This window comes from Microcoleus sp. T3_A4, from assembly GCF_036700465.1.
Taxonomy (GTDB): domain Bacteria; phylum Cyanobacteriota; class Cyanobacteriia; order Cyanobacteriales; family Microcoleaceae; genus Microcoleus.
The window spans coordinates 21,319-34,880 of the sequence record NZ_JAUBOY010000002.1 but is presented as its reverse complement, the minus strand read 5'-3'; the positions used below and the strand labels follow the sequence as shown (position 1 = coordinate 34,880).

Here is a 13,562-nt window from a genome sequence, read left to right as displayed (position 1 = left end):
TTCTTCCTTCTTCCTTCAAATCAGAAACCGAAGAGTTACATAAACAGCCGCACTTATTAATTGCACAGCCATCACAGGAAGCCCGTAACGCAGAAAAGTTTGAAAAGAAATCCGGCGTCCGTGCTGTTCAGAAATTCCCGCTGCCACTATATTAGAAGAAGCTCCTACCAAAGTGCCATTTCCTCCTAAAGTGGCTCCATACATCATCGCATAAAACAGCGGCAGCACAGCAGGTGGAAACTGCCCTGCAAAATCCGGCGCCAGCACTTCTGCCGGTGCGAGCCCGACATTGACAACATACTGTTTTAGCAGCGGCACCATCGCCACTACCAGCGGAATATTTGGCACCACGCTCGACATCAAACCCACAAAAAATAACAAAACTAAAGAACCAAGAAAAATATTTTTACCTAAAATCACTGCTAATATTCCAGATATACTGCCGATTACTCCGGTTTTTTCCAAACCGCCAATCAGCACAAAGATAGACATAAAAAATAGTAGCGTGCTCCAATCTAAATCCCGCAAAATATTATTAACAGAATCAATTTGGGAATGGTGAGCTAAAAGCATTGCCAAAGCAGCCCCCAACAAAGCAACGGCTGCCGGTGAAATAGGCACGGGCAGAGACTCTCCTATTACAAAAAATGTCAGCACGAAAGCTATAATTACACCGCCCACTGCTAAAACTCGTGGGTGATTGATTTTTGGGTGCGGCAAATGTTCCAAATCGTCTAACTTTTTGTTCCAAATTTCGCGGAACAGCCAAGGCAACATAACTACTATCACTCCTACTGCAATTGCCCCGCCCAAACTTAACTTTACCAGGTAATCTGCAAAGCTCATGTTAATAGCATCACCGACAATGAATGTCGCCGGATCGCCCACGATTGTCAGCAGTCCCGAACTGTTAGCTACAAATACCATTAAAATCAGTAACGGCACAAAATCTACACCGACTTCTTCTGCCATTGGCGGAATTAAGGGTGCTAGCAGCATGACTGTCGTGGCATTGGGCAAAACAGCACAAATTGGGGTAGTAATTGCGACAATACCCAGTAAGAGATTTTTGCCTTTGCCTTTAGCCAAAAGCACAATTTGAGTTGCCAAATACTCGAATACTTTGGTAGGCTCAAAGGCTCTCACCATTACCATGACTCCGAAAAATAAGCCCAGGGTGGCGTGACTCCGACCGATATATTCGATCGCGTTGTTTAACGTCATCACGTGGGTAAAAACCAGAATCACCGCTCCCAGAAATGCCGCAACTGTGAGGTGTATCCATTCTGTAATTATTAAGAAAACTACACATATAAATGTTGTTGCAGCAATCACAGCTTGCACGTTTTCCATTTAGTCCCCTGAAAATAATAGAACTTAAAAATTAAAAAGTCTCGGTTCGAGTGAATATACTACTTTCTGGCTCTTCTGTCAATAAATTTAAGTGCTGATTTTGGCAGCAACAAGCTGGGAGCGACTCATCAAGAGCTCTCCGGTACACGGAAAAAATCACCTCAAAACTACTTCTTTTGGGAGGGTCGTGATCGGCAGAAGTTTGGTATGGCGATCCGGCGATCGCTCAACTACAATGAAGCATGGGCAATCTCTGCCAAACTCAACCCCCACGCAGACATCATGGACTACAGCCAAGTGCTCGCCGACAAAACCGATACTATCGTCCAAAACTGGATTGAAGCAGTTCGTCAGGATCGGAAAATTGAAACCGCTGACGCCTTACCGCACTCAGCAATCGAGAATCACATACCTCACCTGCTGGCGGCGATGGCCACAGTGCTTTCCCAATATCAACACAGCGAAATAAAAGTAATAATAGAAGCCAGTTTAGATCACGGATTTCTCAGAGCCGAACAAGGCTACGACGCCGCAGAAGTAGCCCGCGAATACCACTTATTGCGTCAAGTAATATTCTCCCAATTAGAAGCAGATTTGCTAGCAGGAACCACCACCGACGTATTCAGAGCTTTTCGGCTGATAGATGCCGTAGTAGACGAAGCAATTGCCCAGTGTTTCAATAGCTACGTTGCTCAGAGGCTGCTGGAACTTCAACAAATTCAAACTCAGTTACAACTCACCAATCAAGAACTCTCTCGCCTTGTCAGCGTCCATCAAGAAAACGTCTACCATTTGGCTCACGAACTCAAAACTCCTCTCAACTCAATTATTGGTTATTCCGAACTATTCCTGCGAAAAGAAAAATGGCAATCACAAGTCAAAGATACCCTCCCCGGCATCGAACATATCGAGCGAGTATTGCGTAACGGCAGACAGTTGCTCCGCATGATTAATGACACGCTAGAACTTTCTCGCGCCGATGCCGGAAAAATTAAACTTAACCTGCAGCGAACTAATGTACGATCGGTAATTAACACCGTAGTAGAAATGATGCAGCCAATTGCTGATGCTAAAGGACTAAAGCTCGCTGTTACCAGCGACTGCGGCCCAACACAAGTAATCTCTGACTCTGGGCGGCTGCAACAAATTCTGATCAACCTGCTGAGCAATGCCATTCGCTATACAGAAGCTGGTAGCATCGAATTAAGTTGCCACCCTGCTGGAGAAGGAAATTGGGCGATCGCAATTACAGATACCGGCATTGGCATCGCCCCCGAAAATACAAAGCGCATCTTTGACCCCTTCTTTCAAGCAGGAGAAGCCGGCAAACAGCTCTTTCCTGCCGAAAGCACCGGCCTGGGATTAGCAATAGTATCGCGGCTCGTCACGCTGCTCCAAGGCAAAATCGAGCTAGTATCAGAAATAGGAGTCGGTTCAACTTTTACCGTGATTCTGCCCCTAGAAGTTAAAATACTCCAAGAAGTAAGCTAAACATTAAGTTCAAATTTTTACATCCGAAAATCCTATGCCCGCAGCCAACCTTAGCCCTTCCACCACAGCCTTTCCCCTCACCGCCGTAGTCGGGCAAGAAGCAATCAAATTAGCCCTGCTGTTAGCAGCAGTCGATCCCGGATTGGGAGGAGTTGCGATCGCAGGCCGCCGCGGTACAGCAAAATCAGTAATGGCCCGCGCCTTGCACTCCTTACTGCCACCCATTGAAATTGTTAAAGATTCTTTTTGCAACGCCGAACCTAATGAAATTCTTGCAGAACAAACATCAGGCTTGTTACCAGAAAATAACGGGCAAGATGCTCACACCACCGATACTAATTCCTTAACTACTGAAATAATTCCCACACCCTTCATTCAAATTCCTTTGGGTGTCACCGAAGACAGACTCTTAGGTTCAGTTGATGTCGAACAATCAGTGAAATTCGGCCAAACCGTATTTCAACCCGGACTCTTAGCCCAAGCAAATCGAGGCGTACTATATGTAGACGAAATTAACCTCCTCGATGACAATATTTCCAACCAACTGCTAACAGTATTAACCGAAGGGCGCAACCAAATAGAGCGCGAAGGCATTAGCTTCCAACACCCCTGCAAACCTCTATTTATCGCCACCTACAACCCCGAAGAAGGGCCGCTGAGAGAACATTTGCTCGATCGCATCGCGATCGTACTTTCAGCCGATGCAGCACTCGAACTAGAAGAAAGAGTCTATGCAGTAGAACAAGCTTTATCCTACTCCCGCTCCCCCCAAGAATTCCTCAATCAATACAGCGAAGACACCGACAACCTCAAAACCCAAATCATCCTAGCCAGAGAATGGCTCAAAGATGTCAGCATTAAACGCGAACAAATTGCCTACCTAGTAGAAGAAGCCATCCGGGGTGGCGTTCAAGGACACCGCGCCGAAATATTCGCAGTCCGCGTCGCCAAAGCCGCCGCCGCCATCGAAGGACGCACAGAAGTTAACGCCGAAGACCTGCGCCGCGCCGTAGAATTAGTCATCGTACCCCGCGCCACCATCATCCAAACTCCCCCAGACGAAAACTCTCCTCCTCCTCCCCCTCCACCGCCTCCCCAAAAGCAGTCAGAACAAGAACAAGACGAACCAGAAAACGAGCAAGAAGACGAAGAAGACCAAGAGGATGAAGACAACCCGGAACCTGAAGAAGAACCAGAAAAAGATACCATTCCCGAAGAATTTCTCTTCGACCCCGAAGGCGTAATTCTCGACCCCAGCGTGCTTTTATTCGCCCAACAATCCGCCAACAAACAAGGCAAATCCGGCAGCCGCAGCACCATTTTCTCGGAAGATAGAGGCCGTTACGTCAAGCCAGTCTTACCCAAAGGCCCCGTCCGCCGCATCGCCGTTGACGCTACCCTCAGAGCCGCCGCACCCTACCAAAAAGCCCGCCGCGACAGGAATTCTAACCCCCCCCAACCCCCCCTTAGTAAGGGGGGGCAAGATGCGAGTCAACCCCCCCTTAGTAAGGGGGGGCAAGAGGGGGTTCAGCGCCGTGTATTTGTCGAACAGGGAGACATTCGGGCGAAGCGTTTGGCCAGAAAAGCTGGAGCTCTAGTCGTGTTTGTCGTCGATGCTTCGGGTTCGATGGCCCTCAACCGGATGCAGTCTGCCAAAGGTGCAGTCATGCAGCTACTCACAGAAGCTTATCAAAGCCGCGATCAAGTTGCTCTCATTCCCTTTCGCGGAGAACAAGCAGAAGTGCTGCTACCGCCGACTCGCTCGATAGCCTTGGCCCGCAAGCGTTTGGAACGGTTGCCCTGCGGCGGCGGTTCTCCCCTGGCCCACGGTTTGACTCAAGCAGTGCGGGTGGGAGTCAACGCGCGGCAGTCTGGAGATATCGGTCAAGTTGCGATTGTCGCCATTACTGACGGACGAGGTAATATTCCTTTGGCTCGTTCTTTGGGCGAACCGATTGTAGATGGAGAAAAGCCTGATATTAAGAAAGAATTGTTAGAAATTGCTGCCAAAATTCGTGGGTTGGGAATGCAGTTGCTGGTGATTGATACCGAGAGCAAGTTTATTTCGACTGGCTTTGCGAAGGAATTGGCCAAGACTTCTGGAGGGAAATACTATCACTTGCCGAAAGCTACCGAACAGTCGATCGCAGCTATGACTAAAAATGCTCTGCGCGACGCGATCGGCTAAAATCCTGATAGCCACATTTATCTGCGTTTATTCGCGTTTATCTGCGGTTAAAAATCCAAAAATTAGACTTTTTGCCAAAAAAAGTCTAATTTTTAACTCTCACTCTCCGGCGAGTCACTGCCAGCGAACCCGCAACTAAACCCAGCCCTATCACCGCCGAAGGCTCAGGAATTCTTACGGGCAGAGGTACGCGGTTTTCCGTCCCCCGGTTCGGGGTTGAAGAAATTGTACTTTGGGGGAGTTGACCGGTCTGAGCCAGCAGCAAATTTTCTGAACCCTGCCAGGAAGCAGCGGTAGAAACGGCTTGGACATTAGCTGCAACGGCAGCTTGACCGCCGGAAATAATGGCGGCGACAGCCAATAAAATCCCGGCTGTAGGGGGCAATAATTTTCGCTCAAAAAAGGTGGGCATTGGAAATTACCTATTTAGCAGTTTGTCGATAGAACTCGATCTATTCATTAATTTTCTGGTTATCCTCTGTCTGAGCTACTGTGTGAGCTACCTTAGCAATTAACGGAACCGATTTTAGATTTTAGATTTTAGATTTTAGATTTTAGATTTTATATTTTATATTTTAGATTATTGAAGTTTCTGGTCTCTAGTTTCAACTAAGTCGCAAATCAAAAACCTAAAATCAACTGTGATCCCTGCCTCTAGCATATACTCCTTAATCCCCAATCGTAAATCCCCCATCCAAAATTGATTTACATCAGCTATTTGCGATTTAATCGACTTTAAGCTAGCCCTTGGCCGCAGATAGCGCCGACCCTTTAAACTCAATTATAGCTTTGCCGCGAGTCGCAACGGTGCGAGACAGCGACACGGCACAGACCTATACGCAGTCGATTATAAACAATCGATCCCTGGTTTGGAGTGATTTCACCCCCGTTCTTTATCAAATCTTTAAACTCTTTGAGGTTTTGCAAACAAAGTGTAAAGCTGTCACAATAATAGATAGCAATTCTCAGCCAAAATTAGGTAAATCCTCGTGAGTAACACTAGCAATTTCCGCGAAGCCGTGCGCGAGGCCAAAAACCACGCGCTGGTAGGCCCGAACGTCATCTCCAACGCTCTCCCCTTCGTGGGCGGCGGACTTGTCTTAACTGCTGTCGGCACCTACGGCGGCCTCGGAGTGATTCGTAACTATCCCGGCATCTTCTTTCCCACCTTCATTGCTGCGATCGTCCTACAATTAATTCTGTTCTTTGTCGCCCGCGGCGCAGCCGAACAAGGTAACAAAAATACCGCCTTGCCTCTGCTGGCAACCTACAGCTTGCTTACAGGCTACACCCTCAGCGGGTTGGTGTCTATAGCCCTCAGAAGCGAAGGCGTCGGCATCGCCGGTATTGGTTTTGCTGCACTTGGATGTGGCATTACCTTTATCGCCGCCCGCCAAATTGGCTCCAACCTTTCTGAACAAGACGGCATGGCCCTCACCAAAACTATCAGTTTAGGTGTCATTGCTTTGTTAGTCGTCGTTGGCGGTCAGTTTCTGCTCTCTCTATTTGGCGTCTACACCCCAACCTGGTTGGAAATTGGCATTTCTGGCATCGGCGTGTTTATATTTGCCGGCGCTGCGATCGTCGATTTTTACATATTACCCCGCAGCTACCGCGACGACCAGTATTTGCCCGCTGCTCTGTCGATGTACTTGACCTACATCAACTTGTTCATCTTTATTCTGCGCCTGCTGATTGCTCTCAACGGCCGCGAGTAATTGAAACTTTAGCTTATTAAAAAAAACCGCGGCTCGATCGACATCCTGCCGCGGTTTTTTTTTATTAAGATTTGGAATCAAGATAGTCGTCCTCGTTTCCTCTGTCCCTCATACAAAAAACTTATATCATGTTCACAGCGGGCAGACATAAGGTATAATTTTACTTTTTAATCACTCAATCAAAACTCTTGCTATCTAATTGTGTCGATCGCGATTTCAATATTAATCACAAATTAATCGGGGAAAACTCATGTACTTAAAATATGAAGATATTAGGAGAGTCAGCGTAGAAATTACCTCCAGGTGCAATGCAGCTTGTCCGCAGTGTCCCCGCACCGGCAACCCGATTTTGCCGGGGGCGGAATTAAAGATGGAGGATATTGAGAGAATTTTCCCACAAGAGTTTTGCTCTCAATTGGATTTGGTGTATATGTGCGGCAACTACGGCGATGCTATGACTAGCAATACCACAATTCCGGCGATCGAATATTTGCACCGCATGGGAGTTCCTCATATCTGCCTGTACACCAACGGTAGCGGACGAAACCCTGACTGGTGGCAAGCCCTGGCAAAAGCGATGACAGGAGAACACGATCGCGTAATTTTTAGTATCGACGGGTTGGCCGATACTAACAGCATCTACCGCCAAAATACCAACTGGGACAGGATAATGCAGTCGGTTAATGCCTTCATCCAAGCTGGCGGAAAAGCTGTATGGCACTACTTGATATTTGAACACAACCAGCACCAAGTAGAAGCAGCACGCGATTTAGCCCAACAACTAGGATTTGTCGAGTTTGTACCGAAAGCAACCTCTCGTTTTGTAGCGAAAGAGATTTATGACAAAGAGTCCGCCAATCAACAGCCTCAAAAAGCAGAAAACTCTCAGGTAGAGGCTAAGAGCGATCGCCCCAACCAACCAGCAACAAATAATGCGTCAGCCCCTCAAAATCAAACACAGACGGCTGTTGGGTTGCACAAACAAGCTGAGGACTGTTTGAAACAAGGACTGCTCTCAGATGCGATCGCAGCCAGCCAACAAGCCCTAAAAATTCAACCTAATTTTGCAGCAGCCTGGAAAACCTTGGGCAATGCTGTTCAAGGTTTGGGGAAGATGCAAGCAGCAGCAGACTGTTACGCCAAGGCCCTCAAAATTCAGCCTAATTTTCCAGAAGTTTATGCTAATGTCGGCAGTCTTTATGCTCAACAGCAACAGTGGCAGCCAGCTAGTGCTTATTACCAAAAGGCGATCGAGCTTAAACCCAATTTTGCCGGAGCTTATCGCAATTTAGCTCAAGTTTTGACACAGTTGGGGCAACCAGAAAAAGCAAATTATGCTTGGTATCAAGCTATAGCTATCGAAACCTCTCAAGCACCAGAACCAACTCCTTCTGTCCCACCAAAGCGAGCCAGCGAAGAACTCCAACCCCCATCATTGGAACAATATAAAAATCCCCAGGGAGACCAATTTATCCAAGCTGTAGAAAAATTTGGTAGCCTAAATAATTACTACCGCAATGTAGAAATTAGCTGTCAAACTCAAGCCAGCCAAGAAATTTTCATTAGTTTTGAAGGGGAACTCTGGCCTTGCTGTTGGGTAAGCCATACTAAATACGCTGTTTATAACCACACTTACAGACCGCAAATGCTGGCTTTAATTGAAAAGTACGGAAATGGCTTTAATTCTCTCAGAACTCAATCGGTGAAAGATGCGATCGCCAGAGATTGGTTTCGCGAAGACCTCACAAAAAGTTTTTCCTGTTCTAAAAGGTTGGACGTATGCGCTCACGAATGCGGTAAAACTTTCAATTCAACAGGTTCGCAGTATATATAAGAAGGAAGGCACGACACGGATTTGGACACTGATACACCGATTAGTTGCTGAAATGTCGAAATTTCAGCTAAACTTAAAAATACACCCCACAACTAGGAGAACTCACAGTGGAAGTTCTAGACATCAAACACAATATCGAAACATTGTCCGATCGACTGGGTACAACCCAGGACTATCTTTGACATCCCCGCACTTACAGCCAAAATTCAAGACTTAGAGCAAATCTGCGCCCAACCAGCATTTTGGGACGACCAAGATCGAGCTCAAGAAACTCTCCAAGAACTGAATGACCTCAAATCTCACTTAGAACAATACAGCAATTGGCAAACTAGCTTAGAAGATGCTAGAGCTATTTTAGAACTGCTGGAGTTAGAAGCCGACGAGTCCCTGTTCCAAGAAGCCTCATCGAGTCTTTCTCAGTTAACCCGCGAACTCGACCAGTGGGAACTGCAACAATTACTATCTGGGCCCTACGATGAAGGCGGCGCTGTTTTGACAATTAACGCCGGGGCCGGCGGTACAGATGCTCAAGATTGGGCCGAAATGCTGCTGCGGATGTACACCCGCTGGGGGGAAAGTCAAGGTTACAAAGTACATTTAATGGAAATTTCCGAGGGAGAGGAAGCAGGTGTTAAATCTGCTTCTTTGGAAATTGTCGGCCGTTACGCTTACGGTTATATGCGATCGGAAAAAGGCACTCACCGCTTGGTCAGAATTTCGCCTTTTAATGCTAACGACAAGCGTCAAACCAGTTTTGCAGGCGTTGAAGTGATGCCAATTCTCGATCGATCCGTACAGTTGGACATTCCAGAAAAAGATTTGGAAGTCACTACTTCCCGCGCTGGCGGCAAGGGCGGGCAAAATGTTAACAAGGTAGAAACCGCAGTCCGCATCGTTCACCTTCCTACCGGTTTGGCCGTCCGTTGCACGGAAGAACGCAGTCAGTTGCAAAACAAGGAAAAAGCTTTGGCATTACTCAAGGCTAGGCTGTTGGTGATTGCTAAGGAACAGCGGGCTTCGGAAATTGCCGAGATTCGCGGCGACATGGTGGAGGCGGCTTGGGGCCAGCAAATTCGCAATTATGTTTTTCACCCCTATCAAATGGTCAAGGATTTGCGTACTGGAGTAGAAACAACCGCCATCGCAGATGTGATGAACGGCGAATTAGACCCGTTTATTCAAGCTTACCTGCGGCAGGAAAATCAGTTGATAGCCCAAACCGATTCAACCGCGCGAATATAATTGGCGCCTTGACATAGAAAGTCTGGCTGTGCAAACTAAATAATCAAGAGCGGTGATGGCAGCGGATTTGCTATAATTTTGGGGTTTTGACCGATCGCCCGACCTTCAACAGGTCGCGCGGTCAAAAACCTTGATATGATAAAACTTGATCTGACAAACACTAAGGAGAAATAATGACCCAAGTTGTAATAGGCGAAAATGAAGGGATTGAGTCAGCCCTGCGACGGTTTAAGCGACAAGTTTCTAAAGCGGGTATTTTCCCCGACATGAGAAAGCACCGCCACTTTGAAACTCCGTTGGAAAAGCAGAAGCGCAAAGCTATTGCCAGAAGGACTAAGAGACGCTTTCACCGCAATAACAAGCCCTAGAATTATTAGCACTAAATTGATTCGGCAGATATAATGCCTTGCGATTCTAGTACCGCAGCGACTCGGAGAATCACCGCTTCGCTGTAGGGAGCACCAATAATTTGTACCCCCAAGGGCAAAGCGCCGGGCCGCTGTACGGGCACGCAAAGAACGGGCAAGCCAATAAATGATAGGGGTTGGGTGAACAGTCCGAGATTGGGACGCACTAAGATTTCTTGTCCGGCTATTACCATTTTCTCGACGCCAATTTCAGGGGCAGCTATCGGGGTTGCGGGTGCGAGGATGATGTCTGTGTGTTGGAATATTTCGCGAATTTGATCGCGGTACCACTGTCTGAATCTCTGGGCTTGCAAGTACCAAGTCGCAGGGATCAGGGTTCCCGCTAGAAAGCGATCGCGCGTGGCAGGATCGAAGTCTTGAGGGCGCGATCGCAAATTGTCTAAATGCAAGTTTCCCCCCTCGCAAGCGGTAATGATAAATGCCGCAGCCCTGGCGCGATCGGATTCCGGTATGCTGACTGTTGCAAGCCCCCCTATTTTTGGGGGGTTTGTTGTTTTTTCTGTGCCAATACCGCAATCCAAGACATTTGTCAAGGCTTTAGCAACTATTTCTACAGCATCCATTGCTTCCGGTTGAGTTCCTGTGGCGAAATACCCCTCAGCCACAGCAATTCGCAATCCTTCGATACCTTGATTTAACTGCGACGAACAAAGTTCTGGCGGGCGTTGAGTGCAAACTGGGTCACGAGAATCAGCGCCTTGCAGGATATCGTACAGCAGCGCCATATCTCTGATCGATCGCCCAAACGGCCCCACACAATCCAAACTACCCGAAAATAAATAAGCGCCAGCCCTGGACAAACGGCCGTAAGTAGGCTTAAACCCAAAGACACCGCACAAAGCAGCCGGTACGCGGATGGAACCGTTAGTATCAGAACCGAGGGTGATGGGTACAAAACCGGCGGCGACTGCTGCTGCGGAACCGCCGCTGGAACCGCCGGCGATGCGCGCAGTATCGCGGGGATTGCGAGTCGGGCCGTAGTGGCTGTTTTCCGTGACGAAACCGTAGGCGTACTCATCCATGTTGAGCGTACCCACGAGCACAGCCCCGGCTTGTTTGAGTCGGGCGACCACAGCCGCGTCCTGGGTAGCCGGAGGATTGTCAGCGTTAATTTTTGACCCTGCTAGAGTAGTAATTCCGCCGATATCGAACAGGTTTTTGACTGCGAAGGGAACGCCTGCTAAAGGGCCTGGGTTTTGGTTATTTGCGATCGAATTATCAATATTTTCGGCTGCTGCGAGTGCGCTTGATGCAGTGATTGCAGTAAAGCAATTAAAAGCTTTATCCTTAACAGCAATCCGTTCCAAAGCAGCACTTACCGCCTCTGTAGCCGTAACCTTACCACATTTAACAGCCGCTGCCGTAGCAACCGCATCAGCCTTCTCTAAAAAACATCTGCGTTCATCTGCGTTCATCGGCCCTCATCTGCTGTTAAAAATCTAAGGTTCAAACACCGGCGCGACTTCTACTTCTTGAGGTAAAGGGAATTCAGTAACGAGTCGGGCGATCGCAGCTATTCTCTCGAAGTTTACCACAACACCGGGGCGGTGTTCCGGGTCTAAGGGTAAGTTTATCAGTTCAGCGGTGCGATCGACATATTCTTCTATATTTGTCATTAGTCCATCCCAAACAACATCAGCGTTCCTCCGCGTACATCCGCCCCCATCTGCGGTTTAAAATTTTAGATTCAGATATAAGTGCGATCGATTATTGTATTGTAATCGCGATCGGGCAGTCAGTTATTATTGCTCAGTTTTTTGTATTCCTCGGATTGTCTGATATCATCTAGAGGGGATTTTTGCTTTGCTGGTTCATCAGGACAAAACTTTATACATACCTGCGTTTCCCCCGCCTGGAAACTTTCATTAACTTTTATTTGAAGCTTTCCTTTTTGCCAACCCTTAGAACCAATTTTTAGAACTTGACAATCTATTCCTTCTTGAGGGGAGTTCCAGTCTATCTCCCCTCCACTAATTATTATTTCGTCGCTAATCCGTAGCTCTTTCATCCAATTAATTATTGATTTCTGGCGAGATTCCCTTATTGCAATAAGATCAAGTATCTCAATAAACTTGCTAGTGACTACCTCTGCAAAACTGCGTACTAGAAAAGTAGCTTTATCGAATAACAAAACATCATCGCCGTCTAGTATCTCATAGTTCTTATTGGATTCAAGTTGGTCGTCCATTTTTTTCCAAAATTATGCTGCTTCCTATTTGATACCATTTGAAGGTATCTGAGTCAAGGTGGTAAAGAAACAATTTGCGAGAATAGCACTTTTCCCACTCAAACACTGACAGTTTCCCGCAACTTCTCAACTGCCACATCCAGCGAAGGCAAAGCAAAATCCTCAGCATCCATCAATTCCTTAACCTTCTCAAAAATCTCAACCTCAGCCTCTTCCTGATCCGTCAGCTTATCATAAAAATAAGGGTCAGTAAACCACTGCTCAAAAGCAAACCTTAACACCCCATTCGGGTCAAGCATAAACTGCCAATACTTAGAAACTCGGTTATCAACTACTTCAAACAGCGGTGCCGGAGTCTGTATGGGATAATAGCTGTAATTATCATCACAAATATAGTACCAAACTATTCCCTGCCACGATCGGATTCCATAAACAACATATTCCTTATTTATAGTTAGTGGCAACTCAACTTTTCTAGTGTAACCGCGTGGCGGATCTATATATTTCTCAGGTAGAGATTCACCCGTATTAGCAATACAGCGAATTTTCATGATTTTCCCTATTTCTCGTTATTGCAGATTTATTGTTACTTTCCAGCAATAATTTATGTAATTTTATAGCCCTGCATCCGTATCTTTGTCGGGCTATCAGGTGTTATTAGTGAGGTTTTTGTACTCCTCAGATTGGCGGATGTCATCTAAAATAGATTCCGGTTCGGCAGGTTCATCAGGACAAAATTCTAATTTAATTACCTCGATTGTGCAGTAGCCAGTGCTTGTTGCCACACTTAGAGATGCTTCTATTCTTAGTTTGCCTTTTTGCCAGCCTTGAGAACCAATCTTTAGAAGCTGACAATCTATTCCTTGAGAAGGAAAAATCCATTTACTCTCAAAAACACTAACGTTTACTCCTCCCATAGAAAAATTAAAAAATAAATCAAAAAATATTGGATTACCCTTCCTCGATCCATCGTGTCTTTTGTTCAGCCTTTCAGCAAGTTTATTACTCATTAATTCTTTAAATCTATTAACTGTAAAAGTATCTTTTTGAATCAGTAAAATATCTGTTTCGCCGTCTAAATTTTTAAACTTAGCGTTCATATTTGTTTTGTTTTTGCACA

The 13,562-nt window shown here is 46.6% G+C and carries 13 protein-coding genes; 6 read left to right on the top strand and 7 right to left on the bottom strand.

All coding sequences use genetic code 11. From position 1 onward, the window contains the following. Nucleotides 1–15: 15 nt before the first annotated feature. Nucleotides 16–1,353 (bottom strand): ArsB/NhaD family transporter, encoded by a 1,338-nt coding sequence (locus QUA07_RS01395; protein WP_333321896.1) that lies wholly within the window; start codon nucleotides 1,351–1,353, stop codon nucleotides 16–18. A gap of 207 nt (nucleotides 1,354–1,560) precedes the next feature. Between QUA07_RS01395 and QUA07_RS01390 the strand changes: the two genes are divergently transcribed. Beyond that, a complete protein-coding gene (locus tag QUA07_RS01390) occupies nucleotides 1,561–2,844 on the top strand; it encodes a HAMP domain-containing sensor histidine kinase (protein ID WP_333321894.1) in 1,284 nt (427 codons plus the stop codon). Between the two features lie 34 nt (nucleotides 2,845–2,878). Continuing rightward, nucleotides 2,879–5,032, top strand: coding sequence for a VWA domain-containing protein (locus tag QUA07_RS01385; protein ID WP_333321892.1), 2,154 nt, complete (start codon nucleotides 2,879–2,881; stop codon nucleotides 5,030–5,032). An 85-nt stretch (nucleotides 5,033–5,117) separates the two neighbouring features. On the opposite strand, the gene QUA07_RS01380 is transcribed toward QUA07_RS01385, so the two are convergent. Then, nucleotides 5,118–5,444, bottom strand: a complete 327-nt coding sequence (locus QUA07_RS01380) for a PEP-CTERM sorting domain-containing protein (RefSeq protein ID WP_333084074.1) — start codon at nucleotides 5,442–5,444, stop codon at nucleotides 5,118–5,120. Between the two features lie 577 nt (nucleotides 5,445–6,021). Here QUA07_RS01380 and QUA07_RS01375 point away from each other — a divergent pair. From QUA07_RS01375 to rpsU, 4 genes are all read left to right on the top strand, one after another. Then, nucleotides 6,022–6,750, top strand: a complete 729-nt coding sequence (locus QUA07_RS01375; protein ID WP_333321890.1) for a Bax inhibitor-1 family protein — start codon at nucleotides 6,022–6,024, stop codon at nucleotides 6,748–6,750. 250 nt (nucleotides 6,751–7,000) lie between these two features. Continuing rightward, nucleotides 7,001–8,584: a tetratricopeptide repeat protein gene (locus QUA07_RS01370; RefSeq protein WP_333321887.1), complete on the top strand. Its 1,584-nt coding sequence runs from the start codon at nucleotides 7,001–7,003 to the stop codon at nucleotides 8,582–8,584. A gap of 107 nt (nucleotides 8,585–8,691) precedes the next feature. Beyond that, a protein-coding gene (gene prfB, locus QUA07_RS01365) for a peptide chain release factor 2 (protein WP_333321884.1) occupies nucleotides 8,692–9,826 on the top strand; the annotation gives its coding sequence in 2 pieces (ribosomal slippage) (nucleotides 8,692–8,763 and nucleotides 8,765–9,826; 1,134 coding nt in all). A gap of 173 nt (nucleotides 9,827–9,999) precedes the next feature. Next, entirely contained in the window at nucleotides 10,000–10,194 is a 195-nt protein-coding gene (gene rpsU / locus QUA07_RS01360; protein WP_006632476.1) for a 30S ribosomal protein S21, read from the top strand. Nucleotides 10,195–10,205: 11 nt separating this feature from the next. Here the strand turns inward: rpsU and QUA07_RS01355 are convergent, their stop codons facing one another. The 5 genes from QUA07_RS01355 to QUA07_RS01335 all read right to left on the bottom strand — a co-directional run bounded on the left by QUA07_RS01355 (nucleotide 10,206) and on the right by QUA07_RS01335 (nucleotide 13,542). Beyond that, entirely contained in the window at nucleotides 10,206–11,669 is a 1,464-nt protein-coding gene (locus QUA07_RS01355; protein WP_333321880.1) for an AtzE family amidohydrolase, read from the bottom strand. A 24-nt stretch (nucleotides 11,670–11,693) separates the two neighbouring features. Continuing rightward, the gene (locus QUA07_RS01350; RefSeq protein ID WP_333044277.1) at nucleotides 11,694–11,870 is read right to left on the bottom strand and encodes a DUF4089 domain-containing protein; all 177 of its coding nucleotides are present in this window, start codon (nucleotides 11,868–11,870) and stop codon (nucleotides 11,694–11,696) included. Between the two features lie 119 nt (nucleotides 11,871–11,989). Next, nucleotides 11,990–12,442 (bottom strand): KGK domain-containing protein, encoded by a 453-nt coding sequence (locus QUA07_RS01345; protein WP_333321878.1) that lies wholly within the window; start codon nucleotides 12,440–12,442, stop codon nucleotides 11,990–11,992. Nucleotides 12,443–12,540: 98 nt separating this feature from the next. Next, a complete protein-coding gene (locus QUA07_RS01340) occupies nucleotides 12,541–12,993 on the bottom strand; it encodes a hypothetical protein (protein ID WP_333321874.1) in 453 nt (150 codons plus the stop codon). A 96-nt stretch (nucleotides 12,994–13,089) separates the two neighbouring features. After that, nucleotides 13,090–13,542 carry a KGK domain-containing protein gene (locus QUA07_RS01335; RefSeq protein WP_333321870.1) on the bottom strand — a complete coding sequence of 151 codons (453 nt, stop codon included), beginning with the start codon at nucleotides 13,540–13,542 and terminating at the stop codon, nucleotides 13,090–13,092. Nucleotides 13,543–13,562 lie beyond the last annotated feature (20 nt).

Excerpts from the sequence above, each read along its gene's own strand:
- QUA07_RS01390 (WP_333321894.1), top strand. The coding sequence starts at position 1,561 with ATGGCGATCCGGCGATCGCTCAACTACAATGAAGCATGGGCAATCTCT.
- QUA07_RS01350 (WP_333044277.1), bottom strand. The coding sequence starts at position 11,870 with ATGACAAATATAGAAGAATATGTCGATCGCACCGCTGAACTGATAAAC.
- QUA07_RS01370 (WP_333321887.1), top strand. The coding sequence starts at position 7,001 with ATGTACTTAAAATATGAAGATATTAGGAGAGTCAGCGTAGAAATTACC.
- QUA07_RS01395 (WP_333321896.1), bottom strand. The coding sequence starts at position 1,353 with ATGGAAAACGTGCAAGCTGTGATTGCTGCAACAACATTTATATGTGTA.
- QUA07_RS01340 (WP_333321874.1), bottom strand. The coding sequence starts at position 12,993 with ATGAAAATTCGCTGTATTGCTAATACGGGTGAATCTCTACCTGAGAAA.
- QUA07_RS01355 (WP_333321880.1), bottom strand. The coding sequence starts at position 11,669 with ATGAACGCAGATGAACGCAGATGTTTTTTAGAGAAGGCTGATGCGGTT.
- QUA07_RS01335 (WP_333321870.1), bottom strand. The coding sequence starts at position 13,542 with ATGAACGCTAAGTTTAAAAATTTAGACGGCGAAACAGATATTTTACTG.
- rpsU (WP_006632476.1), top strand. The coding sequence starts at position 10,000 with ATGACCCAAGTTGTAATAGGCGAAAATGAAGGGATTGAGTCAGCCCTG.
- QUA07_RS01345 (WP_333321878.1), bottom strand. The coding sequence starts at position 12,442 with ATGGACGACCAACTTGAATCCAATAAGAACTATGAGATACTAGACGGC.
- QUA07_RS01380 (WP_333084074.1), bottom strand. The coding sequence starts at position 5,444 with ATGCCCACCTTTTTTGAGCGAAAATTATTGCCCCCTACAGCCGGGATT.
- QUA07_RS01385 (WP_333321892.1), top strand. The coding sequence starts at position 2,879 with ATGCCCGCAGCCAACCTTAGCCCTTCCACCACAGCCTTTCCCCTCACC.